General features: G+C 64.9%; 19 protein-coding genes. 9 read left to right on the top strand and 10 right to left on the bottom strand.

Features of this window, described 5'->3' with window-relative positions:
* The first annotated feature begins 71 nt into the window (after positions 1 to 71).
* The 5 genes from ABIC09_RS21645 to ABIC09_RS21665 all read left to right on the top strand — a co-directional run bounded on the left by ABIC09_RS21645 (position 72) and on the right by ABIC09_RS21665 (position 5391).
* Entirely contained in the window at positions 72 to 716 is a 645-nt protein-coding gene (locus tag ABIC09_RS21645) for a response regulator transcription factor (RefSeq protein ID WP_148754398.1), read from the top strand.
* A gap of 529 nt (positions 717 to 1245) precedes the next feature.
* The gene (gene thrC, locus ABIC09_RS21650) at positions 1246 to 2664 is read left to right on the top strand and encodes a threonine synthase (RefSeq protein WP_354110487.1); all 1419 of its coding nucleotides are present in this window, start codon (positions 1246 to 1248) and stop codon (positions 2662 to 2664) included.
* Complete coding sequence (locus tag ABIC09_RS21655; protein ID WP_354110488.1) at positions 2661 to 3950, top strand: M16 family metallopeptidase; 1290 nt, start codon at positions 2661 to 2663, stop codon at positions 3948 to 3950. Before thrC ends, ABIC09_RS21655 begins: the two co-directional genes overlap by 4 nt.
* 41 nt (positions 3951 to 3991) lie before the next feature.
* Positions 3992 to 4579: a GNAT family N-acetyltransferase gene (locus tag ABIC09_RS21660; RefSeq protein ID WP_148754393.1), complete on the top strand. Its 588-nt coding sequence runs from the start codon at positions 3992 to 3994 to the stop codon at positions 4577 to 4579.
* A 158-nt stretch (positions 4580 to 4737) separates the two neighbouring features.
* The gene (locus tag ABIC09_RS21665; RefSeq protein ID WP_148754392.1) at positions 4738 to 5391 is read left to right on the top strand and encodes a hypothetical protein; all 654 of its coding nucleotides are present in this window, start codon (positions 4738 to 4740) and stop codon (positions 5389 to 5391) included.
* Positions 5392 to 5591: 200 nt separating this feature from the next.
* On the opposite strand, the gene ABIC09_RS21670 is transcribed toward ABIC09_RS21665, so the two are convergent.
* The 5 genes from ABIC09_RS21670 to ABIC09_RS21690 all read right to left on the bottom strand — a co-directional run bounded on the left by ABIC09_RS21670 (position 5592) and on the right by ABIC09_RS21690 (position 8227).
* The gene (locus ABIC09_RS21670; RefSeq protein WP_148754391.1) at positions 5592 to 6077 is read right to left on the bottom strand and encodes a F0F1 ATP synthase subunit B family protein; all 486 of its coding nucleotides are present in this window, start codon (positions 6075 to 6077) and stop codon (positions 5592 to 5594) included.
* 5 nt (positions 6078 to 6082) lie between these two features.
* Positions 6083 to 6646 carry a F0F1 ATP synthase subunit B family protein gene (locus ABIC09_RS21675; protein WP_354110489.1) on the bottom strand — a complete coding sequence of 188 codons (564 nt, stop codon included), beginning with the start codon at positions 6644 to 6646 and terminating at the stop codon, positions 6083 to 6085.
* A 60-nt stretch (positions 6647 to 6706) separates the two neighbouring features.
* On the bottom strand, positions 6707 to 6937 hold the full coding sequence (locus ABIC09_RS21680) for a F0F1 ATP synthase subunit C (protein ID WP_007599451.1): 231 nt from the start codon (positions 6935 to 6937) through the stop codon (positions 6707 to 6709).
* A gap of 53 nt (positions 6938 to 6990) precedes the next feature.
* Positions 6991 to 7740: a F0F1 ATP synthase subunit A gene (locus tag ABIC09_RS21685; RefSeq protein WP_148754389.1), complete on the bottom strand. Its 750-nt coding sequence runs from the start codon at positions 7738 to 7740 to the stop codon at positions 6991 to 6993.
* A gap of 112 nt (positions 7741 to 7852) precedes the next feature.
* On the bottom strand, positions 7853 to 8227 hold the full coding sequence (locus ABIC09_RS21690) for an AtpZ/AtpI family protein (protein WP_148754388.1): 375 nt from the start codon (positions 8225 to 8227) through the stop codon (positions 7853 to 7855).
* 385 nt (positions 8228 to 8612) lie between these two features.
* On the opposite strand from ABIC09_RS21690, the gene ABIC09_RS21695 reads away from it, so the two are divergent.
* Both ABIC09_RS21695 and ABIC09_RS21700 read left to right on the top strand, forming a co-directional pair.
* Positions 8613 to 9131: a hypothetical protein gene (locus tag ABIC09_RS21695; RefSeq protein WP_354110490.1), complete on the top strand. Its 519-nt coding sequence runs from the start codon at positions 8613 to 8615 to the stop codon at positions 9129 to 9131.
* A 131-nt stretch (positions 9132 to 9262) separates the two neighbouring features.
* Positions 9263 to 9736 carry a secondary thiamine-phosphate synthase enzyme YjbQ gene (locus ABIC09_RS21700; protein WP_354110491.1) on the top strand — a complete coding sequence of 158 codons (474 nt, stop codon included), beginning with the start codon at positions 9263 to 9265 and terminating at the stop codon, positions 9734 to 9736.
* A 68-nt stretch (positions 9737 to 9804) separates the two neighbouring features.
* Here the strand turns inward: ABIC09_RS21700 and ABIC09_RS21705 are convergent, their stop codons facing one another.
* A complete protein-coding gene (locus tag ABIC09_RS21705) occupies positions 9805 to 11469 on the bottom strand; it encodes an MFS transporter (protein WP_187435231.1) in 1665 nt (554 codons plus the stop codon).
* 344 nt (positions 11470 to 11813) lie between these two features.
* Here ABIC09_RS21705 and ABIC09_RS21710 point away from each other — a divergent pair, with 344 nt between their 5' ends.
* Positions 11814 to 12485, top strand: a complete 672-nt coding sequence (locus ABIC09_RS21710) for a response regulator (protein ID WP_148754384.1) — start codon at positions 11814 to 11816, stop codon at positions 12483 to 12485.
* 938 nt (positions 12486 to 13423) lie between these two features.
* Complete coding sequence (locus ABIC09_RS21715) at positions 13424 to 14455, top strand: alpha/beta fold hydrolase (protein WP_354110492.1); 1032 nt, start codon at positions 13424 to 13426, stop codon at positions 14453 to 14455.
* Positions 14456 to 14536: 81 nt separating this feature from the next.
* On the opposite strand, the gene ABIC09_RS21720 is transcribed toward ABIC09_RS21715, so the two are convergent.
* The 4 genes from ABIC09_RS21720 to ABIC09_RS21735 form a co-directional block, all read right to left on the bottom strand.
* Positions 14537 to 18046: a PAS domain-containing hybrid sensor histidine kinase/response regulator gene (locus tag ABIC09_RS21720; RefSeq protein ID WP_354110493.1), complete on the bottom strand. Its 3510-nt coding sequence runs from the start codon at positions 18044 to 18046 to the stop codon at positions 14537 to 14539.
* A gap of 331 nt (positions 18047 to 18377) precedes the next feature.
* The gene (hemA, locus tag ABIC09_RS21725) at positions 18378 to 19607 is read right to left on the bottom strand and encodes a 5-aminolevulinate synthase (RefSeq protein ID WP_354110494.1); all 1230 of its coding nucleotides are present in this window, start codon (positions 19605 to 19607) and stop codon (positions 18378 to 18380) included.
* 337 nt (positions 19608 to 19944) lie between these two features.
* Complete coding sequence (locus tag ABIC09_RS21730; protein ID WP_354110495.1) at positions 19945 to 21006, bottom strand: MBL fold metallo-hydrolase; 1062 nt, start codon at positions 21004 to 21006, stop codon at positions 19945 to 19947.
* Between the two features lie 133 nt (positions 21007 to 21139).
* Positions 21140 to 23281 (bottom strand): methyl-accepting chemotaxis protein, encoded by a 2142-nt coding sequence (locus ABIC09_RS21735; protein WP_354110496.1) that lies wholly within the window; start codon positions 23279 to 23281, stop codon positions 21140 to 21142.
* Between the last annotated feature and the right edge of the window lie 72 nt (positions 23282 to 23353).

Below are 23353 nucleotides of genomic sequence, written 5' to 3' on the forward strand. Positions count from 1 at the left end.
CGCATTGGCGGGATTTTCTCTTTCCATTTGTTCCCGCCGGTCTATGAGTCCAGAAAACAAGAGAGCGCGCGATGCAAGATACCGCCAAGCCGGCGACCAAGGTCCTGATTGTCGACGACCATCCCGTGGTGCTGTCCGGTTGCCGCACCCTTTTCGCCTCCGACCATTCGATCCGAATCGACGAGGCGACCGACGCGAAATCAGGCCATCGCGCCTATGTCAGCAAGCGGCCCGACGTGACCGTGATCGATATCAGCCTGCCTGACGTCTCGGGCTTCGAGCTGATGCGCCGGATCCGCAAGGACGATCCTGACGCCAAGATCATCATGTTCAGCATGAACGATGATCCGGCCTTCGTGGTGCGCGCGGTGGAGCTGGGGGCGCAGGGCTATGTCTCCAAGGGTGACGATCCCCGGATCCTGCTCAAGGCCGTGCGCAAGGTGGTCGCAGGCGACAACTTCATCTCGCCACAGCTGGCGGAGGCCGTGACGTTCTCCGGTGCCGCGATCAAGGCCAATCCGGCCTCGCAGATGACGCCGCGGGAGCTCGAGATTCTCCGCCTGCTCGGGCGCGGCAACAAGATCGTCGAGGTCGCCGAGGCGCTCGGCATCTCCTACAAGACCGTCGCCAACACCACGTCCCTGCTTAAGCAGAAGCTAGGGGCCAAGAACCACTCGGACCTGATCCGGATCGCGGTGGAAATCGGGATGAACTGACACCGTCAGGGGCCGAACCGGCTGCTCCAGGATGCAGCCGGCTCGGCCGGCGGATCGGCGCCGCCGCGCGTCCGGGCAATGCGTGGACGACGGCTGATACCATCCGCCGACACAATGGACCGGCGAGGCGTTCGTTCCTGATCCGGCGCATCGATTCGGGAAAAAGCGGCAACAGAGCCCGGACGTCAGGCAGTCTGATCGTCGGTTCGCCGCGGCATATCGGGAAAAACTGGAACATTCGGCGTTGCGCGCCGTTTTTCTCCTTGACGATTACGTGACAGGTGACGATAGCTCGAACGAACGATTTTCGGGGCAGGCGTCCCAACGCGGAAAACCGGGTCTGCACACATCAACGACAGACCTTCCAAGAGAGGGCTGCGGCATCGCCGCAGCCCTTTTCCGTTGGGCATGGTGCGACCCTGCAAAACATTCTATGGTGCCGCAAAGCCTCTGGCTGTGAACTAGGAACATCGTGAAATCAAAGGCTTAAGGCCCCGGATTCAGGTCGGGCCGGCCTTTGGAGGGCAGTTTGACTCGTTATATCTCGACCCGGGGCGAGGCCCCTGAGCTTGGCTTCTGCGACGTGATGCTGACGGGGCTTGCCCGCGACGGCGGCCTGTATGTGCCGGCGACCTGGCCGCAGCTCTCGGTCGAGACCATCGCCGGCTTCTTCGGCCGCCCCTACTGGGAGGTCGCGGTCGACGTCATCCGTCCCTTCGTCGGCGGTGAGATTTCCGACGCCGAGCTCGGCCGCATGGCGAACGAGGCCTATGCCACCTTCCGTCATCCGGCCGTGGTGCCGCTGCGCCAGATGTCGCCGCATCAATTCGTGCTGGAGCTGTTCCACGGTCCGACGCTCGCCTTCAAGGACGTGGCGATGCAGCTGATCTCGCGGCTGATGGACCATGTGCTGGCCAAGCGCGGCCAGCGCACCACCATCGTGGTCGCGACCTCCGGCGACACCGGCGGCGCCGCGGTCGAGGCCTTCGCGGGTCTGGAGAATGTCGATCTCATCGTGCTGTTCCCGCACAAGCGCATCTCCGAGGTGCAGCAGCGCATGATGACGACGACGGGTGCCGCCAATGTCCAGGCGCTTGCCATCGAGGGCAATTTCGACGACTGCCAGGCGCTCGTGAAGGGGATGTTCAACAACCACCGCTTCCGCGACGCGACCTCGCTGTCCGGCGTCAATTCCATCAACTGGGCCCGCATCGTCGCGCAGGTGGTCTATTATTTCACCTCCGCAGTCGCCGCCGGCGCACCGGCGCGCGCGGTGGATTTCATGGTGCCGACCGGCAATTTCGGCGATATTTTTGCAGGCTACGTCGCCAAGCGCATGGGTCTTCCCGTGCGAACCCTCCGCATCGCCGCCAACGTCAATGACATCCTCGCCCGCACGCTCAAGACCGGCATCTACGAGGTGCGCGAGGTGCACGCCACCGCCTCGCCGTCGATGGACATCCAGATCTCGTCGAATTTCGAGCGGCTGCTGTTCGAAGCCGGCAAGCGCGATGCGGCCGGCGTGCGCCGGCTGATGGATTCGCTGAAGCAATCGGGCCGCTTCGTTCTGCCCGACGCCACGCTCGCCGCGATCCGCGAAGAATTCGACGCCGGCCGCGCCGACGAGACCGAAACCGCGGCTGCGATCCGCGCCGCCTGGCGCGAGGCCGGCGAGCTCGTCGATCCCCATACGGCCGTGGCGCTCGCGGTCGCCGATCGCGACACCACCGACACGACCGTGCCTAACATCGTGCTCTCGACCGCGCATCCGGCCAAATTCCCTGATGCCGTGGATGCGGCCTGCGGCCAGCGGCCGCAACTGCCGGCCTGGCTCGACGGTCTCATGACCAGATCCGAACATATGAAGGTCATGAAGAACGATCAGGCCGAGGTCGAGCGGTTCGTGCTGTCGGTCAGCCGTGCCGCAAAACAGGGAGTTGCCGGATGAGCGTCGAGATCTCCAAGCTTGCCTCCGGCCTGACCGTCGTCACCGACAACATGCCCCATCTCGAGACCGCCGCGCTCGGCGTCTGGGCCGGCGTTGGCGGCCGCGACGAGAAGCCGAACGAGCACGGCATCTCGCATCTGCTCGAGCACATGGCGTTCAAGGGTACGACGGGGCGCTCCTCGCGTGAGATCGTCGAGGAGATCGAGGCGGTCGGCGGCGACCTCAATGCCGGCACCTCGACCGAGACCACGTCCTATTATGCCCGGGTGATGAAGGCCGACGTGCCGCTCGCGCTCGACGTGCTTGCCGACATTCTGGCCAACCCCGCCTTCGAGCCCGAAGAGCTCGAGCGCGAGAAGAACGTCATCGTGCAGGAGATCGGCGCGGCCCAGGACACGCCCGACGACGTCGTGTTCGAGCATCTCAACGAGCTCTGCTATCCCGACCAGCCGATGGGCCGCTCGCTGCTCGGCACCGCCAAGACCCTGCGCGCCTTCAACCGCGACTCGCTGCGCGACTATCTCTCGACGCATTACCGCGGGCCCGACATGGTGGTGGCGGCCGCCGGCGCCGTCGATCACAACCAGGTCGTCGCCGAGGCCGAGAGGCGCTTTGCGAGCTTTGACGCGGCGCCGGGGCCGAAGCCGCAGGCAGCTCAGTTCGGCAAGGGCGGCGCCAAGGTCGTGCATCGCGAGCTCGAGCAGGCGCATCTGACGCTGGCGCTGGAAGGCGTGCCGCAGACGGATTTGTCGCTGTTCTCGCTCCAGGTCTTCACCAACATCCTCGGCGGCGGAATGTCGTCGCGGCTGTTCCAGGAGGTGCGCGAAAAACGCGGCCTCTGCTACTCAATCTACTCGTTCCACGCGCCCTATACCGACACCGGTTTCTTCGGCCTCTACACCGGCACCGATCCCGCCGACGCGCCGGAGATGATGGAGGTCGTGGTCGACATCATGAATGATTCGGTCGAGACCCTGACCGAGGCCGAGATCGCCCGCGCCAAGGCGCAGATGAAGGCGGGCCTTCTAATGGCGCTGGAGAGCTGCTCGTCGCGCGCCGAGCAGCTCGCCCGGCACGTGCTGGCCTATGGCCGGCCGCAGACGGTGCAGGAGCTGGTGGCCCGGATCGATGCCGTCAGTGTCGAATCGACCCGCGATGCGGCGCGTGCACTGCTTTCGCGCAGCCGCCCTGCGGTGGTGGCATTGGGCAGCGGCAGGGGTCTGGACACGGCGGTGTCTTTTGCGGAAGGATTGACAAAGGCGCGCGCCAAGGCGCGGCTGCACTAGGAGCCGCACAACCAGCGCCCCGCGCCCCGGGAAGCATCACCATGGCCCTCTTTCGCCTGCCATCCAGTGGACCTGCTGCTCTCGCCCCCCGCGGCAACGGGCTGTTGCTGCGGGCGCCGCAGATGTCGGATTTCCTGCAGTGGGCGCATCTGCGCGAGACCAGCCGTGATTATTTGACGCCGTGGGAGCCGATCTGGCCGTCGGACGACCTGACCCGGTCCGGCTTCCGCCGCCGCCTGCGCCGCTATTCCGAGGATATCGCCGCGGACCGCTCCTATCCCTTTCTGATCTTCCGCGAGCTCGACGGCGCCATGGTCGGCGGCATCACGCTCGCCAATGTCCGGCGCGGCATCGTTCAGGCCGGCACCATCGGCTACTGGGTCGGCCAGCCCCACACCCATCGCGGCTACATGACCGCGGCGCTGCGGGTGCTGCTGCCGACCCTGTTTGGCGAGCTTAATCTGCACCGGGTCGAGGCCGCCTGCATCCCCACCAATGCGCCGTCGATCCGGGTGCTGGAGAAGTGCGGCTTCTCGCGCGAGGGACTGGCACGCCGGTATCTCTGCATCAACGGGGTCTGGCAGGACCATCTCCTGTTCGGCCTGCTGCACGAGGATTTCCGCCGCTGAGCCGCGCTTGCTCGCGCGCCGGGATCACCTTTTTTCCTGCCGTGTTTTCTCGCCTTGTCTTCTCGCCTTGGGATCGCCGATTTTGACGATATAACCCGCTGGCCGGCCGATCGGCCGGGATGTTGTTGCCGGAACATTGTTATGGAGTACTGCCGTTCATGAAAGAGCTTCGATCATTGCGGAATGCGCTGCGGCGGGGTCCGGTGATCGCGCTGGCGCTGTCGGTGTCATTCGCGTCCGTGTCGCCGGTCGCGGCGCAGTCGCTGACCGACCGTTTCAAAAGCCTGTTCGGCGGCAAATCCGACGAGCCCGCTCAGCCCAAGCCGGCGCCCGCGCCGGGCCAGCCGGCGGCCGATGACGACATCGATTGCCCGCAGATCACGGTGCGCGCGGGAGCGTCCACCTACGGGGTCGGGGCGACAGGCAAGCCGGCCGTCGGCAACGATGTGCGCTTCCAGGCCTCGATCACCAAGATGGCGCGCGAATGCGTCCGCAACGGAAGTGAGATCACCGCGCGTATCGGCATCCAGGGCCGCGTCATCGCCGGCCCCGCGGGCGCGCCGAATAGCGTCGAGGTGCCGCTCCGCGTCGCCGTGGTGCAGGGCGGCGTCGGCGAGAAGGTGATCGCCTCGAAGGCCTACCGGACCACGGTCGAGATGTCGGAGGGCGGCAGCGTGCCCTTCACCTTCGTCGCCGAGGACCTGTCCTATCCGGTGCCTTCAGCCGCAGTCGCCGATTCCTACATCTTCTATGTCGGCTTCGACCCGCAGGCGCTCGCACCCGAGCCGAGAGCGCGCGGGAAGAAGAAGTAAGTCGCGAGACAGTTTCAGCCGTCATGCCCCGCGAAGGCGGGGCATCCAGTACACTGCGGCCTATCGATCGATCACAACCGTCTCGGAGTGCTGGATCGCCCGACTAAATCGGGCGATGACAGCTCATTCGTGGATACAACCTTGCCCAACAAAAAAGCCGGCGCTCAGCGCCGGCTTTCTAATTTGTGAGGCCCTTGCCCTCAGTTCAGCTTCTGGCGAACCTCGGTGATGCCCTTGGCGAGCAGATCGTCGGCGACCTTGCCCTTGACCGACTGCGACAGGATCGTGGAAGCGGCTTGCACCGCGGCCTCCGCGGCTGCGGCGCGAACATCGGCCACCGCCTGGGCCTCGGCGAGCGCGATCTTGCTCTCCGCGGTCTTGGTACGGCGGGCGACGAAGTCTTCCACCTTTGCCTTGGCCTCGGTTGCGATGCGCTCGGCCTCGGACTTCGCGTTGGCGATGATGTCGGCGGCCTCGCGTTCGGCCGAGGCGGTGCGCGCCTTGTAGTCGGCGAGCACCTTGGCTGCTTCCTGCTTGAGGCGCGTCGCGTCGTCGAGCTCGGCCTTGATGCGATCGGCGCGATGGTCGAGCGCAGCCATCGCCTTCTGGAAGACCCCGAGATAGCCGAACACGATCATCAGGATCACGAAAGCGACGGCGACCCAGGTTTCAGGATCGAAGAACATATCGACTAACCCTTCAAGGACGCATCAACGGCGGCGCTGATCGACGCCGCATCCGGAACGACGCCGGTGAGCTGCTGCACGATGGTGCCTGCCGCATCGGCCGCGATGCCGCGGACGTTGGTCATGGCGGTCGCGCGGGTCGAGGCGATGGTCTTCTCCGCCTCGGCGAGCTTGGTCGCCAGCTGCTCTTCCAGGGCCTTGCGCTCGGCGTCCGCCTGCGCATTCGCCTTGTCGCGGGACTCGTTGCCGATCGCCTGCGCCCGCGAACGCGCCGAAGCGAGCTCGCCTTCATAGGCCTTCAGCGCCGCCTCGGACTGATCCTTCAGCTTCTGCGCCTCGGTGAGGTCACCCTCGATCTTGTTCTGACGCGCTTCGATCGCACCGCCGACCTTCGGCAGAGCGAGCTTGGACACGACCACGTAAAGCACGACGAAGAAGATCGCGAGCGACACCAGCTGCGAAGCATAGGTGCTGCTCTCGAACGGCGGAAAACCGCCACCGTGACCGCCTTCGGTCTCGGTGTGGGCGCCCGCCGCCGGACTTTTCGCCCCGCCATGACTCTCAGCCATGGAGTTCTCCTGTTGCTGTCATGCGCGCCGCTTCGGTTGAAGCGGCGCGAAAATTCGTCCTCAGAGCGGAACGAACAGCAGCAGCAGTGCGATCAGCAGCGAGAAAATGCCGAGCGCTTCGGTCACGGCGAAGCCGAAGATCAGGTTGCCGAACTGGCCCTGAGCAGCCGACGGGTTGCGAACGGCTGCGGCGAGGTAGTTGCCGAAGATCACGCCCACGCCGACGCCTGCGCCGCCCATGCCGATGCATGCGATGCCCGCGCCGATAAGTTTTGCTGCTGCCGGATCCATTTTTGACTCCTTGGAGGAAAGATTGGGTTTTGGGTGGAAATTCCCCGGACCGCTTAGTGTCCCGGATGAATGGCGTCGTTGAGGTAGATGCAGGTCAGGATCGCAAACACATAGGCTTGCAGGAACGCGACCAGGATCTCGAGAGCATACAGTGCGACCGTGAGCGCCAGCGGCAGCACGCCGCCGAACCAGCCCAGCGCGCCGAGCGAGAAGCCGAGCATGGCAACGAAGCCCGCGAACACCTTCAGCGCGATGTGGCCGGCCAGCATGTTGGCGAACAGACGGACGCTGTGGGAGACCGGCCGCAGGAAGAACGACAGGATCTCGATGAACATCACCAGCGGCAGGATGTAGCCGGGGACACCGTGAGGCACGAAGATCGAGAAGAATTTCAGGCCGTTCTTGGCGACGCCGTAGATCAGGACCGTGAAGAAGACCAGGAGCGCAAGCGCTGCCGTCACGATCAGATGGCTCGAGATCGTGAAGGTGTAGGGAATGATGCCGATCAGGTTCGAGACGCAGATGAACATGAACAGCGAGAAGATCAGCGGGAAGAACTTCATGCCTTCCGAGCCGGCGGTCGAACGGATGGTCGAGGCGACGAACTCGTAGGAGATTTCGGCGACCGACTGGAGGCGCCCGGGAACCAGCTGCGTGCCGCTGGCAAGCATCAGGAGCGAGATGATCGCCACTGCCACCAGCATGTAGAGCGATGAATTGGTGAAGGCGATCGTTTGATTGCCGATATGGCCGATCGTGAAGAGAGGCTCGATGTTGAACTGGTGGATCGGATCGATTTTCATCGGCGCGGCATCTCTTGGTCTGCCGGGCTAGCCGGCGTGTCTCGGTCTGCCGGCCGGGCCGGCCCGCACCGGCGAAGCCGGCGCGAAAATTCCTCTCCTGCTCGGATCGGCTTCAAGAACCACCGCGCCTGTTCTGACCCGCGCCCGCCGTTCTCACCACATTCACCACGCCGGCCACGAAGCCCAGCAGCGTGAACACGATAAATCCGAAAGGCGACGTCGACAGCAAGCGGTCGAAACCCCAGCCAATCCCCGCTCCGACGATGACCCCGGCGATCAACTCGGAGGATAACCGGAAACCAAGCGCCATCGCCGAGGCTCTGGCCGCTCCGTCTCCACCGTCACCTGCGGGTTGCTCGGTCTTGACGTGGCGGTCGCGAAGTTCGGACAACCGCTTATCAAGACTTCCGAGCCGTTCGGAAAGCGCAGCTTCCTCGGGCGATCTATCGCGATCTCCATTCCCGTCGTGTCCCGTGTCTTGAGCCATGCCACGAAGACCAGAAACGCTGCGGTTGAATGGAAATTACGCCCGCCACCCTCAAAAGCCGCGCGGACCATACTGACCGCTCATAATCAAGTCAAGCCAAGTCACGATCGCGTCGTCTTCACTTATCTATTTGATTTATCTGGCGATATTTCCCTGCACGTCAGCGCTGCGCACAGCGTGACGCCGCACCGCAGCAGCTCTCCGCGCGATCCACCGATATGACTGACATTTCGTCGCGGCTGTCGGGATCAAAGGGGGCGCCGCCATCGTTGATTTCGCGGATGCGGTTTTCGGCAGCGGATTCGAGCGGGCAGGCGGTGCGCCGTCGCCCGCCCGGGTGTAGAATTCGAGGATGTGCCACCTGCGCGGCGTGGCGGAGAGCGCGATGAGACCGGCGAAGTCATCCACAACATCATGGTGTGCCTTGGCGATCGTTGCGGTGGCGACGGCCAGCGGCGGCCTGGTTGCCGCGCAATCCGCACCGGACGGCGAAAACGGCCGCTACAGCATGACGCCGATCCCCGAGGGCGTGCTGCGGCTCGACACCCGCACCGGCACGGTCTCGACCTGCAGCAGGAATGGCGCCGGCTGGGCCTGTTACGCCGTGCCCGACGAGCGCTCCGCGCTCGATGCCGAGATCGGCCGGCTCCAGGCCGAGGTCGAGACGCTGAAGGGGCGCCTCGCCGCCGGTCCGACCGTCTCCGGCAAGATCGACGAGGCCTTGCCGAAATCCGATTCCCTGAAGAAGGGCGAGCCGAAGGTCGCCGAGGGCGACCGCAAGCTTGAGATCCCGCTGCCGAGCGACCAGGACCTCGACCGCGCGATGTCGTTCCTGGAAAAGGCGTGGCGCCGGCTGATCGATATGGCCAATCGCGTGCAGAAGGACGTGTCGGGGAAGATTTGACGCACGATGCGGTGCCATAGGGTGGGCAAAGGCGCAAAGCGCCGTGCCCACCATCTTGAAACGTTGTGCGGATTGGTGGGCACGCTTCGCTTTGCCCACCCTACCGCAGCTTTCGAGTTGAGAGATCTGTCATGTCATCAGCCAAATCCGTCACGCGCTCGGCGCCATCGTCAGTGCAAGCCAGCACGATCGTATCGTCATTGCTCGCCGTGCAGACGCCGGGTCGCGGCTTCACCGATCTCACCAGCGAGGTCGCGAAATTCGTCACTGAGGCGCGCGCCCACGACGGCGCGCTGACGCTGTTCATCCGTCACACCTCAGCCTCGCTGACGATCCAGGAAAACGCCGATCCCTCGGTGCTCGTTGATCTCACCACCGCGCTCTCGCGGCTCGCGCCTGAAAACGTGCCCTGGACTCATGATACCGAAGGACCCGACGACATGCCTGCGCACGTCAAGACCATGCTGACGCAGACGTCGCTTCAGATCCCCGTCCTCAACGGCAAGCTCGCGCTCGGCACCTGGCAGGCGATCTATCTGGTCGAGCACCGCGCGCGCCCGCATCGCCGCGAAATCGTGCTGCAATTCATCGGCGGCAATCAGTAAGTGCTTAAAAGAAAACCGGCCGCGGATCGCTCCGCGGCCGGCTGTTTCGTCAGCGTCGTGCGATCCGACTATATCTTGGTGATGTCGACATCCTTCGTCTCGGGGACGAAGAAGAAGCCGACCACGGCCGTGATCAACGCGAAGCCGACCGGGTACCACAGACCGGAGTAGATATCGCCGGTCGACGCGGTGATCGCGAAGGCGGTCGCCGGCAAGAGGCCGCCAAACCAGCCGTTGCCGATGTGATAGGGCAGCGACATCGAGGTGTAGCGGATGCGGGTCGGGAACAGTTCGACCAGCATTGCCGCGATCGGGCCATACACCATCGTGACGTAGATCACGAGGATGAACAGCAGTCCGATAAGGGCCGACACCTGCGGGCGGAAGATGTCGAACGGATTCGACATCTTGACGATGCCCGCGTCACCCGGCTTCGGGTAACCCGCAGCCTGCGTCGCCGCGGTGATCGCGGGGTTCGACGTCTTGGCGTCCGTGTAGGGCACTTCCTTGTCGTTGACGAGGATCTTCACCGCGCCCGCCGGTCCCGGAACGGTCGTGTACTTGACCGACGAGAGGGCAAGGAAGGCGCGGGCCGTGTCGCAAGGCGCCGTGAAGACGCGGGTGCCAACCGGGTTGAACAGATCGCCGCAGCCTGCGGGATCCGCCACCACCTGCACCTTGACCGTCTCATAGGCCTTTTCCAGCGCCGGATTGGCGTTGGTCGAGATCATCTTGAAGATCGGGAACAGGGTCAGTGCGCCGATCAGGCAGCCCGCCAGGATGATCGGCTTGCGGCCGATCCGGTCGGACAGCGCGCCGAACACCAGGAAGAAGCCGGTGCCGAGCAGCAGCGACCAGGCGATCAGGAGGTTGGCGGTATAGCCGTCGACCTTCAGGATCGATTGCAGGAAGAACAGCGCGTAGAACTGGCCCGTGTACCAGATCACCGCCTGGCCCATGGTCAGGCCGAACAGTGCCAGGATCACGATCTTGGCGTTGCTCCAGGTGGCGAAGGCTTCGGTCAGCGGCGCCTTGGAGCCCTTGCCCTCGTCCTTCATGCGCTGGAACACCGGTGATTCGTTCAGGCGCAGACGGATCCAGACCGAGATGCCGAGCAACGCGACCGATACCAGGAACGGAATGCGCCAGCCGCCCCAATAGGAGCCGGGTGCGCCGGCAAAGGCAGCCTCGCCGGTCGCGGAGCGGGTGAACAGGATCACCAGCAGCGACAGGAACAGGCCGAGCGTCGCGGTGGTCTGGATGAACGAGGTGTAGTAGCCGCGCTTGCCCTGCGGCGCATGCTCGGCGACGTAGGTCGCTGCACCGCCATATTCACCACCGAGCGCGAGACCCTGCAGCAGGCGCAGACCGATCAGAATGATCGGGGCCGCGATGCCGATCTGGGCGGCACCCGGCAGCAGGCCGACGATGAAGGTCGACAGACCCATGATCAGGATGGTGACGAGGAAGGTGTATTTGCGGCCGACGATGTCGCCGACGCGGCCGAACACGATCGCGCCGAACGGACGGACCAGGAAGCCTGCCGCAAAGGCCAGCAGCGCGAAGATGTCGCGCGTGGCCTGGTCGAACATCGGCTTGCCGTCGGCGCCGGCGATGGTGAAGAACTGCGTGCCGATGATGCTGGCCAGCGATCCATAGAGATAGAAGTCGTACCATTCGAAGACGGTGCCGAGCGACGATGCGAGGATGACGAACCTCTCATCCTTCGTCATGCCGGTCGACCGTGCCGACGTTGCAGCCAGTGTGGACATCGTGAATGCGCTCCCCGAATTTCGTTTCCTCGCGTCCCGGCTGTCCGGGCATGCCGGATCAACCTGGGTCTTGCCTCCAAGGTAACATCGGTGTGAAACCCGCCCCAATACGACTTTTGGCCTTGCGCACTGACGCGCAACTGACGGTGTGGAAGTAAAGTGCCGCGGCGCGGCGCACGGCTGCGGATTAACCCCTTTTCCGCAAAGGAATAATGTGCCCTTGCATGCCACGGCCGGCCGGGGAAGAATTGACCATTGCGCCGGTCCGGACTACTGGCCCGGTTGTGAACGACAGCAAGAGATCGATGAGCGCTCCCTCCACCCATCTCGTCATTGCCGATGACCATCCGCTGTTCCGCGATGCGCTGCGGCAGGCGGTGGCCAGTGTCCTGAGCACGGCGAAGATCGACGAGGCCGGGTCGTTCGAGGATCTGACCAAGCTTCTGGAGCAGACCTCCGACGTCGACCTGGTCCTGCTCGACCTCTCGATGCCAGGCATCTCCGGCTTCTCCGGCCTGATCTATCTGCGCGCGCAATATCCGGCGATCCCGGTGGTGATCGTCTCGGCCTCCGACGACAGCGCCACGATCCGGCGTTCGCTCGATTTCGGCGCCTCCGGCTTCATCCCGAAGCGATTCGGCGTCGAGACGCTGCGCGATGCCATCCGCAAGGTCATGGAAGGCGACGTCTGGGTTCCCGCCGATACCGACCTGACGGCCGCCGCCGACCCCGACATGACGCGCCTGCGCGACCGCCTGGTGACGCTGACGCCGCAGCAGGTGCGGGTCCTGATGATGCTGTCGGAGGGATTGCTCAACAAGCAGATCGCCTACGAGCTCGGCGTCTCCGAGGCGACCATCAAGGCGCATGTCTCGGCCATCCTGCAAAAGCTCGGGGTCGAGAGCCGGACCCAGGCAGTGATCGCCGCCGCCCGGATCGCCGGCGGCCAGTGGAAGCAGGGCACGCCGACGGGGTAGGCTTTGCTACCAGCGCTTGCGCTGCCCGACGGGCAAAATACCCTATCGCTGGGTCAATCGCTGCGCACCAAAATATTCTACTTTACCGAAATTTGAATTTGTCGTATGTGTCGCCCATCCTGATCCGGCGAAAAGGGGCGGTCGTACGTCGTCACGAGCCGCGGATCGGGCTGCGGTGGACGCTGAGCGGTGCCGTCGCGGATGTGGGTGGCAGGGTGGGGCAGTGGATTGAGCCGAGCCCCGTGAGCTGCTTGCAAGCCGCGTGAACGAACGGCGCTTTGTCCTGCCAGGCACTCTTGGGCCGAAGCAGGATTGCTTGCGTACGGCAAAACCGTGTGGTCCTGACCGTCGTCGCTACGGTCAAGTCTTGCGGAGGCGGCATTGGCGTCAACCGGCGCGGTGTCGGCGAATTCCGTCGGGCGAAGGGAGGCCAGAAGGAACTCGGCTCCCGGGAGAGCACGGCATAAGCCGTCCAACCACTGCGCAGGGAAGGTCGTGTGTTCGGCTTCACCTGTATGCCGCTGTGCAATTCTTTTTGCGCTACCCGCGCACAGCGGACCGTGGGTGCGAGGTCAGCACCCGGCCTTCCCTGCGCCCCTTGTTTGAAGGGCGAGAAGCGGAAGCAAAACTCGGGCGGATTGCGCCGCGAGAAGGCGAAGGCGTATCTGCTGTTTGAGACGTATCTGCTGTTTGAGATGTGAGTTGGAGAGCGATGGCCTCACCCTTTGCTCCGTCATTGCGAGCGCAGCGAAGCAATCCAGTCCGCCGCCGCGGAGGAAATCTGGATTGCCTCGCTGCGCTGGCCCCTGATAGTCAGTTGCGTGACGGCAAGGAGACGCTCAAGAGCCAAACGGAAAAACCGCTCCACACGGCCCGGACACCGACGTCGTCGTCGACCTGATCTGACGATTCGGACACCATCAACGAGGCAAGAGATCATGACACAGATTATCGACCAGCATCGCCGCCAGTTCCTCGGCGTCGCCGCCGGGACCGTTGCTATCGGCCTCGGTGTGATCGACCTTGCACGCGCCGAAACCGAGACGCCGCCATCGTCCGCAACCGGCGCATCTTTCGGCACGATCAAGCAGATCAATTCCGGCGTCCTCAATGTCGGCTACGCCGAAGCCGGTCCCGCGACCGGCCCGGTGGCGATCCTGCTCCACGGCTGGCCTTACGACATTCACAGCTTCGTCGATGTCGCGCCGATCCTGGCGCAGGCCGGCTATCGCGTCATCATCCCCTATTTGCGCGGCTATGGCTCGACGCATTTTCTCTCCGCCCAGACGCTGCGCAACGGCGAGCCGGCCGCGCTCGCCGTCGACATCATCGCATTGATGGATGCGCTCGACATCAAGAAGGCGGTCGTTGCCGGCTTCGACTGGGGCGCGCGCACCGCCGATATCATTGCGGCGCTGTGGCCGGAGCGCTGTCGCGCGCTGGTCTCGGTCAGCGGTTATCTGATCTCGAGCCAGGCTGCCGGCAACGCGCCGCTGCCGCCTGCGGCCGAGCTGCAATGGTGGTATCAGTTCTATTTCGCGACCGAGCGCGGCCGCGCCGGCTACGAGAAGCACACGCATGATTTCGCAAAGCTGATCTGGAAGCTGGCCTCGCCGCAGTGGAAATTCGACGACGCCATCTTCGATCGCAGTGCGAAGGCCTTCGAGAACAAGGATCACGTCGCGATCACGATCCACAATTACCGCTGGCGGCTCGGCCTCGCCAAGGGCGAGGCGAAGTACGAGGAGATCGAAAAGAAGCTTGCGGCAACTCCTGTTATCAACGTGCCGACGATCACGATGGAGGGCGAAGCCAACGGCGCGCCGCACCCCGATCCCAGCGCTTACGCCAAGAGATTCTCCGGCCGCTACGATTATCGCCTGATCACCGGCGGCATCGGTCACAATTTGCCGCAGGAAGCACCGCAAGCCTTTGCCAAGGCCGTCATCGATGCCGACGGTGGTGCCTGAGCGCTCATTCGACACCAATCCCAGCTTGAGCTCGAGACGTCGCGCGGGCTCAGCGGATCGACCGACTGCTGACCCCGGATTTTACTCCGCGGCCACCATCTGCTGCGTCCGCCATTGCCCGAGCAAGGCACGCAGCGAGGCCGGCTTCACCGGCTTGTTCAGCACGGCGATCTTCTCGTCGCGTGCGGCCATCTGCACGGCAGGGCTGCGATCGGCGGTGATCAGGATCGCGGGGATGGTGTCGCCGAACCGGCGGCGGATGTCGCGGATCGCGGCGACGCCATTGCCGCGGTCGAGGTGATAGTCGACGAGCAGGCCGGTGACGCGCCGGCCGGCCGCTTCGATCGCGGCGATCGCGCCTTCGGGATCGGCGACCGCGATCACCTCCGCGCCCCAAGCCTTCAACAGAGTCCGCATGCCGTCGAGGATCGCGGCGTCGTTCTCGATGCAGACGATCAGCGCGCCTGCGATTGGCGTGCGCGCCAGCGGCGTTGCGCTGGTCACCGCCGCGGTGAGCGTCACGGCCTTCGCCGTCGGCACCGTCACGGAGAACAAGGAGCCGCCGCTCGTATTGGCATCGATGGCGATGCCGTGGTTGAGCACGCGCGCCAGCCGCTCGACGATCGAGAGACCCAGCCCCAGCCCGCGCGCGATCCGCGCGCCTTGCTCGAGACGGTGGAATTCCTTGAAGATCTCGCCGCGCTTGACCGTGGGGATGCCGACGCCGGTGTCGTAGACGCAGATCTTGAGCGAGGGGCCGTGGCGGCGGCAACCGACCAGCACGCGCCCTCGCGGAGTGTACTTGATCGCGTTCGAGATCAGGTTCTGCAACAGCCGCCGCAGCAGCAGCCGGTCCGACTCGACCGGGAGCGAGCAGGGCACGAAGGTGAGATCGAGGCCCTTGGCGCGGGCGATCGGTGCGAACTCGATCTCCAGCGAGCGCATCAGATCGGCCATCTTGAAGCTCGAGATCGAGGTCGTCATCGCGCCGGCATCGAGCCTGGAGATATCGAGCAGCGCGCCGAGGATTTCCTCGATGGCTTGCAGCGATTCGTCGATGTTCTCGACCAGCCGCGTCTCCTCGCCACTGTGCTGGCGCTCGACCAGGCTCGTGACATAGAGCCGGGCTGCGTTCAGCGGCTGGAGAATGTCGTGGCTGGCGGCCGCGAGGAAGCGCGTCTTGGAGATGCTGGCGTCCTCCGCGCTGCTCTTGGCGAGCGCGAGCTCGGAGTTCAGCCGCGTCAGCTCCTCGGTGCGGTCGCGCACGCGCTTCTCCAGCGTCGCGTTGGCGCGCTCCAGCGCTTCGGCCGCCTCGAAGGTCGGCGTGACGTCGGTGAAGGTGATGACGAAGCCGCCGCCGGGCATGCGGTTGGTGAGCACCTCGATCACCATGTGGCGTTCCGGCAGGCGTTCGAGATAGGGCTCGCTGTCGGTGGTGTAGGCCACGAGCCGCTGCTCGATCATCGCCTCGCGGTCAGCCTCATTGGCGGGGTCGCTCACGCCCATGAACTCCAGGATCTCGCGGAGCGGCGTGCCGAACTGGATGAAATGTGGCGGCACGTTGAGCAGATCGCCGAACTGCCGGTTGGAGCAGATCAGCTGCAAGTCGGCGTCGAACACCGCAATGCCCTGGCGCACATGGTTGAGCGCGGTCTGCAGGATCTCGCGGTTGAAATGCAGTGCCGCATGGGAATCGTCGAGCAGCTTCAGCGCGGCTTTCGCGGAGACCGTGCGCTTGCGCAGCAGCAGCGACATCACGAGGCGCGAGGATGCAGCCCCGATCGAGGAAGCGATCAGGTGCTCGGCGTGTTGCAGCAGCTCGAAATCGGCTGGTGCTCCGGATTCCAGCCGCATGTTGCGCCGTGCCGAGAACGCCTCGAACGATTGCCGGGCACGATCGGGCCCGAGATATTGCGCGACCGTGGTCTGGATGTCCTGCACCGTGATGGTGGTGCGCCAGCGGCGGAAATTCGGGGCGATGGGCGCGAGCGTGTTGGGCACGAACAGGTCGGCCTGCACCAGCTCGATGGACGAGGGTTGCCGCGCCAGCGACAGCAGCACGTAGGTGAGGATGTTGAGCGAGAGCGACCAGACCACGCCATGCATCAGCGGCGGCAGGTCGGCGCCGAACAGCGCCTGCGGCCGCAGCGCCTCGATGCCGAACGGGCCGTGCTGGAGCAGCATAATGCCCGCGGTCGAGGAATCCATGAAGCTCGGTACGAACAGCGTGTAGAGCCATAGGGCGAAGCCGACCATCATGCCGCCGATGGCGCCGCGCGCGGTGGCGCGCCGCCACAACAGGCCGCCGAAGAAGGCGGGCGCGAGTTGTGCGATGGCGGCAAAGGACAGCAGGCCGATCGCCGCGAGCTGGGTGTTGCCGAGCGCGCGGTAGTAGAAATAGGCCATCACCATGATGGCGAAAATCGCAAGCCGCCGTGAGCGCAGCAGGAAGTCGCCGAAATCGGTGGCGCCGGCACGGCCGTCGGGCCGTCTCTTGAGCACCAGCGGCACCACGAGATCGTTGGAGACCATGATGGAGAGCGCAACGCATTCGACGATCACCATCGCGGTCGCCGCCGACAGGCCGCCGACGAAGACGGCGACGCTGAGCAGTCCCGCGCCGCCCTCCATCGGCAATGCCAGCACGTACATATCAGGGTCGACTGCGCCGAACGGGAAGGTGACGAGGCCGGCGAGCGCGATCGGGATCACGAACACATTGATGGCGGCGAGATAGAGCGGGAACAGCCAGCGGGCGCGGCTGACCTCGGCATCCGAGGAATTCTCCACCACGCTGACATGGAACTGGCGCGGCAGCAGCATGATCGCGCACAGCGACAGCAATGTCATCGTGAGAAAGTTGCCGATCGACGGCGAATAGTCGATGGCGCGCACCGCCTCCGGCGTCTTCATCGCGCGCTCGATCAATTCGTGCGGCGAGAACATCCAGAAAGTGACGAAGATGCCGGCGGCAAGGAAGGCGACCAGCTTGATGATGGATTCGGTCGCGACCGCCAGCATCAGGCCGTGCTGATGCTCGGTGGCGTCGGTCTGCCGGGTGCCGAACAGCACCGCGAAGGCTGCCATCGCCAGCGTCACCATCAGCGCCATGTCGCCGAGGATCGGGATGTGGGAGAACGCCTGGTCCTCGCTCAGGATGACTTCGAGCGAGGAGGCGACCGCCTTGAGCTGGAGGGCGATGTAGGGCACCGAGCCGATGATCGCGATCAGCGCCACGGTGGCCGCCACCGCCTGGCTCTTGCCGTAGCGCGCGCCGATGAAGTCGGCAATCGAGGTGATGTTGTGCGCCTTCGCAAGCTGGATCACGCGGCGGAGCACGCCGGCGCCGAGACCGATCATCAGGATCGGGCCGACATAGATCGCGAGGAAGTCGGTCGAGGTGCGGGTGGCAAAGCCGACCGAGCCGAAGAAGGTCCAGGACGTGCAGTAGATCGCCAGCGACAGCGGGTAGATCAGCCCGGACGCGCGGCCGCGGCCGGCCGGCGAGCGGCGGTCGCCATGGCTCGCCACCAGGAACAGGAAGCCGATGTAGCCGAAGGCGGCAGCGATCACGCCCCAGTCGTGCAGCATGGCGAGCGTGCTTCTCCCATGGCGCGGTAGCGCCCGATCTTCCTAGGGCGCTGGCCGCGCCCGCTCTCATTTTCCCTGCAAATCTAGCGCGTTGGGCAGCCAGAGGCGACAGCGAAATGCCGGGTGGCGGCGGGAACTGAGGTTGTCGTTAAGTCGCGGGGTGAGCTGCTTGCGCTCCCTCGCCCCGCTTGCGGGGAGAGGGTGGGGTGAGGGGGGCTCTCCGCGGGGACGGTCAGAGTTGGACTCGCGGAGACTCCCCCTCACCCGGATCGCATCTGGCGATGCGATCCGGCCTCTCCCCGCAAGCGGGGAGAGGCAAAGGGGAGCGAGCCTACTCCGCCGCCATCGACTTCTCGCGCAGCGGCAGATCCAGGCGGTCCCACACCTGCAACAGCGCTTCGGCGAGCTGATCGATCAGGCCGTCGTCATGATAGGGCGAGGGCGTGATGCGCAGGCGCTCGGTGCCCTTGGCGACGGTCGGATAGTTGATCGGCTGGATGTAGATGCCGTGATCCTCGAGCAGCATATCCGAGGCCCGCTTGCACTTCTCGGCATCGCCGATGAACAGCGGCACGATATGGGTGTCGTTCGACATCACCGGCAGGCCGGCGGCATTGAGGATCGCCTTGACGCGGGCGGCGCGATCCTGGTGGCGCTCGCGCTCCCAGCTCGAAGTCTTCAGATGCTTGATCGCGGCGGTCGCGGCCGAGCAGATCGCCGGCGGCAGCGCGGTGGTGAAGATGAAGCCCGGGGCATAGGAGCGCACCGCATCGATGATCTGGCCGTTGGCCGCGATATAGCCGCCGAGGCAGCCGAACGCCTTGGCCAGCGTGCCTTCCAGGATGTCGATGCGATGCATGACGCCGTCACGCTCGGCAATGCCGCCGCCGCGCGGGCCGTACATGCCGACGGCGTGAACCTCGTCGACATAGGTCATCGCGGCGTACTTCTCGGCGAGGTCGCAGATCTTTGCGAGCGGGGCGACGTCGCCGTCCATCGAATAGAGGCTCTCGCAGGCGATCAGCTTCGGCTGGTTCGGACCGGCAGCCTTCAGGAGCGCTTCAAGGTCGGCGAGATCGTTGTGGCGGAACACTTGCCGCTCGCAGCCGGACTGCCGGATGCCCTCGATCATCGAATTGTGGTTGAGCTCGTCCGACAGGATCAGGCAGTTCGGAATGAGCTTTGCGATGGTGGCGATGCCGGTCTGGTTCGAGACGTAGCCCGAGGTGAACAGCAGTGCGGCTTCCTTGCCGTGGAGGTCGGCGAGCTCGGCCTCGAGCTGCACCAGTGGATGATGCGTGCCGGCGATGTTGCGGGTGCCGCCTGCACCGGTGCCGACGCGGGTTGCGGTCTCGACCATGGCGCCGACCACCTTCGGGTGCTGGCCCATGCCGAGGTAATCGTTGGAGCACCAGATCACGACGTCGCGCTTGCCCTTGGGCGAGTGCCAGAGCGCATGCGGGAACCGGCCGGCGATACGCTCGAGGTCGGCGAACACGCGGTAGCGCCGCTCGGTGTGGAGGCGATCGAGGGCGGAACTGAAGAACTCGGCGTAATCCATCGGTGCAACCTGAGACGGAACTGACCAAAAGGGCGCATCTACTTAGAGCTTTTCCAACTCTAGTGTCTATGCGCTATCCCACATTTGGGCGTGACGGGCATTTGGGCAAAATGCCCTATCGTGCGATTTGAAGCTTGATCCCGATCAAGTCCGCGCGACCTTTGATGCTGCTCTGCAGCATCCGTCTGCTCCCTCGCCCCGCTTGCGGGGAGAGGGTTGGGGTGAGGGGGAGCCTGCACGGGGACGGTGAGAATTGGACTCGCGGAGAGTCCCCCTCACCCGCCGCGCATTCGCGCGTCGGCCTCTCCCCGCAAGTGGGGCGAGGCTGTGACGCCGCTCACGTCGTCCTGAACTGGAGCACGCCGTCCCTGGTCTCGGCGGTCAGCCGGCCCTCGACAATCATGTAGTTGACGTGGGCGACGAGCTCGCCGGCGGCAAAGCCCATCTGGTGCTCGTCCAGCACGTGCTTGTTGAACACCACAGGCACCAGGGCGCGCGAGGTTTGCGGCACCTCGTGGCAGGCTTCCGCGATCAGGCGGCAGCGCTCCTCGTGGTGGTCGGCGAGCTGCTTGATGCGGGTCTTCAGTCCGTAGAACGGCACGCCGTGGCCGGGCAGCACCAGCAGATCATAAGGCAGGGTGGTGGTGAGGCTCGCAAGCGACGCCAGATATTCGCCGAGCGAATTCTGGTCGGGCTCGACCGCCCACACGCTGACGTTCGGGGAGATCTTGCTCAGCACCTGGTCGGCGGAGAGGAACAGCTTGTCGTCGGCGCAATACAGCATCACCTGGTCGAGCGCATGCCCGCCGCCGGTGATCACCTTGAAGCGGCGCGAGCCGATCACGACCTCGTCGCCATGCGAGATGCGGCGGTAGGAAGGCGGCAGCACCGAAACGCGCTTGAGATAGTCCTGGCCGCGGCCGAGCAGCTTTTCGGTGAGCGACTCGTCCATGCCGTGGCGGCGGAAGAACAGCCGCTGCGCTTCGCGCCGCTCTTCGGTGCCGCGGTTCTGGTGATAGACCGATTGCAGATATTCGACCTGCGACATCACCAGCGGACAGTTGAACCGCTCGACGATCCACCCGGCAAGGCCGACATGATCGGGGTGCGAGTGGGTGACGATGAGGCGGGTGATGTGGACGCCCTTCAGCGGCCCTTCGAACAGTCTTGTCCAGGCCTCGATCGTCTCCTCGTTGCCGAAGCCGGCATCGACCATCGCATAGCCGTCGCCGTCGGCGAGCAGATAGATGTTCACGTGGTTGAGGCGGAACGGCAGCTTCAGCCGCGCCCACAACACGCCGGGCCTGACTTCCACGACCTCTTCGGGGCCGGGATGCTGTTCCCAGGGATAGCGCAGGGCCTCGGCGGAGGACGGCACGGTGTCGGTTTTTGCGTTCATGCTATCCGCTTAAACCCAGCGCGGGCGGGGCGCCAGCCGAAAAAGAACCCGCGGCCCGCCCGCATGGCGGTCATTCCGCGCAGTTTTCCGTAGCCCGGATTACGGGCTCGATCCGGGCTAAGGGACGGCGTCCTTACGCCGCCCGCATGTTGTTGAGGAACGCGTCGATCTCTCCGCGCAGCATGTCGGCTTCGCGGCGGAGGGCGTCCGATGCATTCAGCACCTCGGTCGCCGCGGCGCCGGCCTCGGCTGAAGCCGTGGAGACACCGACGATGTTGCTGGAGACCTCGCTGGTGCCGCCGGCTGCATGCTGGATGTTGCGGGCGATCTCGCGGGTCGCAGCGCCCTGTTCCTCGACCGCAGCCGCGATCGTCGTGGTGACGTTGTCGATCTCGCCGATGATCCGGCCGATGCCCTGGATGGCGCCGACGGCGGAGGTCGTGACCTGCTGCATGCTGGCGATCTGGGTGCGGATCTCCTCCGTCGCCTTCGCGGTCTGGCTGGCGAGGCTCTTCACTTCGGAGGCAACCACTGCAAAGCCGCGGCCTGCCTCGCCCGCGCGCGCCGCCTCGATGGTGGCGTTGAGCGCGAGCAGATTGGTCTGCGACGCAATCGTCTGGATCAGGTCGACCACGACGCTGATGCGGCTTGCGCTGTCGGCAAGGCTCTGCACCGTGGCGTCGGTGGCGCCGGCCTCGTCAACCGCCTTCTTGGCGATCGCGGCCGAGGTCACGACCTGCTTGCTGATCTCCTCGATCGAGGACGACAGCTGCTCGGTTCCTGACGATACGGTCTGCACGTTGACCGAGGTCTCCTCCGCCGCGGAGGCGACCGCGTTCACCAGCGCGCTGGACTGATCCGCGGTGTTGGACATGCTCTGCGCAGTCGACTGCATCGAATTGGCCGATTGCGCGAGATTGTCGAGCGCGGTGCGCACCGCGCCCTCGAACTCCGCGATCTTTGCCTCCATATGCGCGGCACGCTCGGCCTTGACGACACGATCCTTGTCCTGCTCGCTCGCAAGCGCCCGGGCTTCGATCATGCTGTCGCGGAACACCGTCAGCGTTTCCTTCATCGCGCCGATCTCGTCGTTCTGACGGGAGCGGACGATCTCGGTGTCGAGGTCGCCGGCCGAGAGCAGCTGCATGGCGCGCTGAAGCTCACGGATGCGGCGCAGGATGTTGCGGCCGACATAGAGCCAGACGAACAGCGCCGAGCCGATCAGGGTGAGCCCGCCCAGGGCCAGCATTGCGGTGGTGGCGAGCGAGATCTCCTGGCGCGCCTGGAAGGTCGACGCATTGGTCTCCTTCTGCACGCCGTCGACGAGCTGCTGCACGCTGATGCCGAGACCGACATTGAGCTTGCGGGTCTCGTCCAGGATGGTCTGGCCGTAGTCGATGGCGTCGAGCTCCTTCTGGCGAATCTTGAACACGCCGGTCTTGCCCTCGCCGAACGTCTGCAATTTCTGCATTGCGACCTTCACCGCAGTGGTTGCGGGAGTGTCGGGCAGGTCCTCCAGGTTCCACTTGACGCGGTCGCGGACCGCCTTGAATTCGTGTTCGATCGTCTCCAGCGTATCGCTGGAGTTGGCGGACAAGGCGGCCATCATGTCAGCGGCCATCAGATTTCCGTTGGCAAGCACCGTGCTGATCTGACCGACGGAGCGGACGGCCTCCATGGCGTCGTCTGCCGACACGTTTGTCGATGCCAGGATTGCGCTCAGCCGTGTCTGGGTATCCAGCATTGCGGGGTTGGCTGCGCCGACGAAGGCGAGCTGCGCCTTGCGCAGCGCCTCATATTGCTTGTTATGCAGCGCAATCGTGTCGAGACGCTCCTTCGCCGCCGACACCAGGCTCTTGGTGGCTTCATCGATGCTCTTGACGGTTTCGCCGAGCGCGCTGGCGACCTGCTTGTCGGCGCCGAGCTCGATGATCTCGCCGAGCTTGGCCATCGCGAGGTGCTGGATGTCCTCCACGTTCTTGGTGCGCTCGTTCAGCGCATCATCACTTGGAGATGCGAGCAGGCCCGGTCCTTGCGCTGCCAGCGTCGCGCTCTGCGAGGAGAGCTGCAGGCTCGCGGACAGGCGCGGGATGTCGCGACCGCTCAGATCCATCATGGTGGTGCCGAGATGGTTGAACACGAAGCCGGCGCCGGCGGCGATCACGAGGCCCATGCCCGCGATCACGGCAAAGGCCGCAAACAGGCTGCCGCGCAGGCCCCATTTCGGCATTTTGAAACGCGGCTTCAATCGGCCCAAGCTCAGACGGATCGCCATCGAAAATTCCCCCACGCCCGTGATCTCTTATTTTCGCTGCGGAGTATCCTCGGCGCGGGTTAAAAAATCGCA

This window comes from Bradyrhizobium sp. S3.12.5 (genome assembly GCF_040548225.1).
Lineage (GTDB): Bacteria > Pseudomonadota > Alphaproteobacteria > Rhizobiales > Xanthobacteraceae > Bradyrhizobium > Bradyrhizobium cytisi.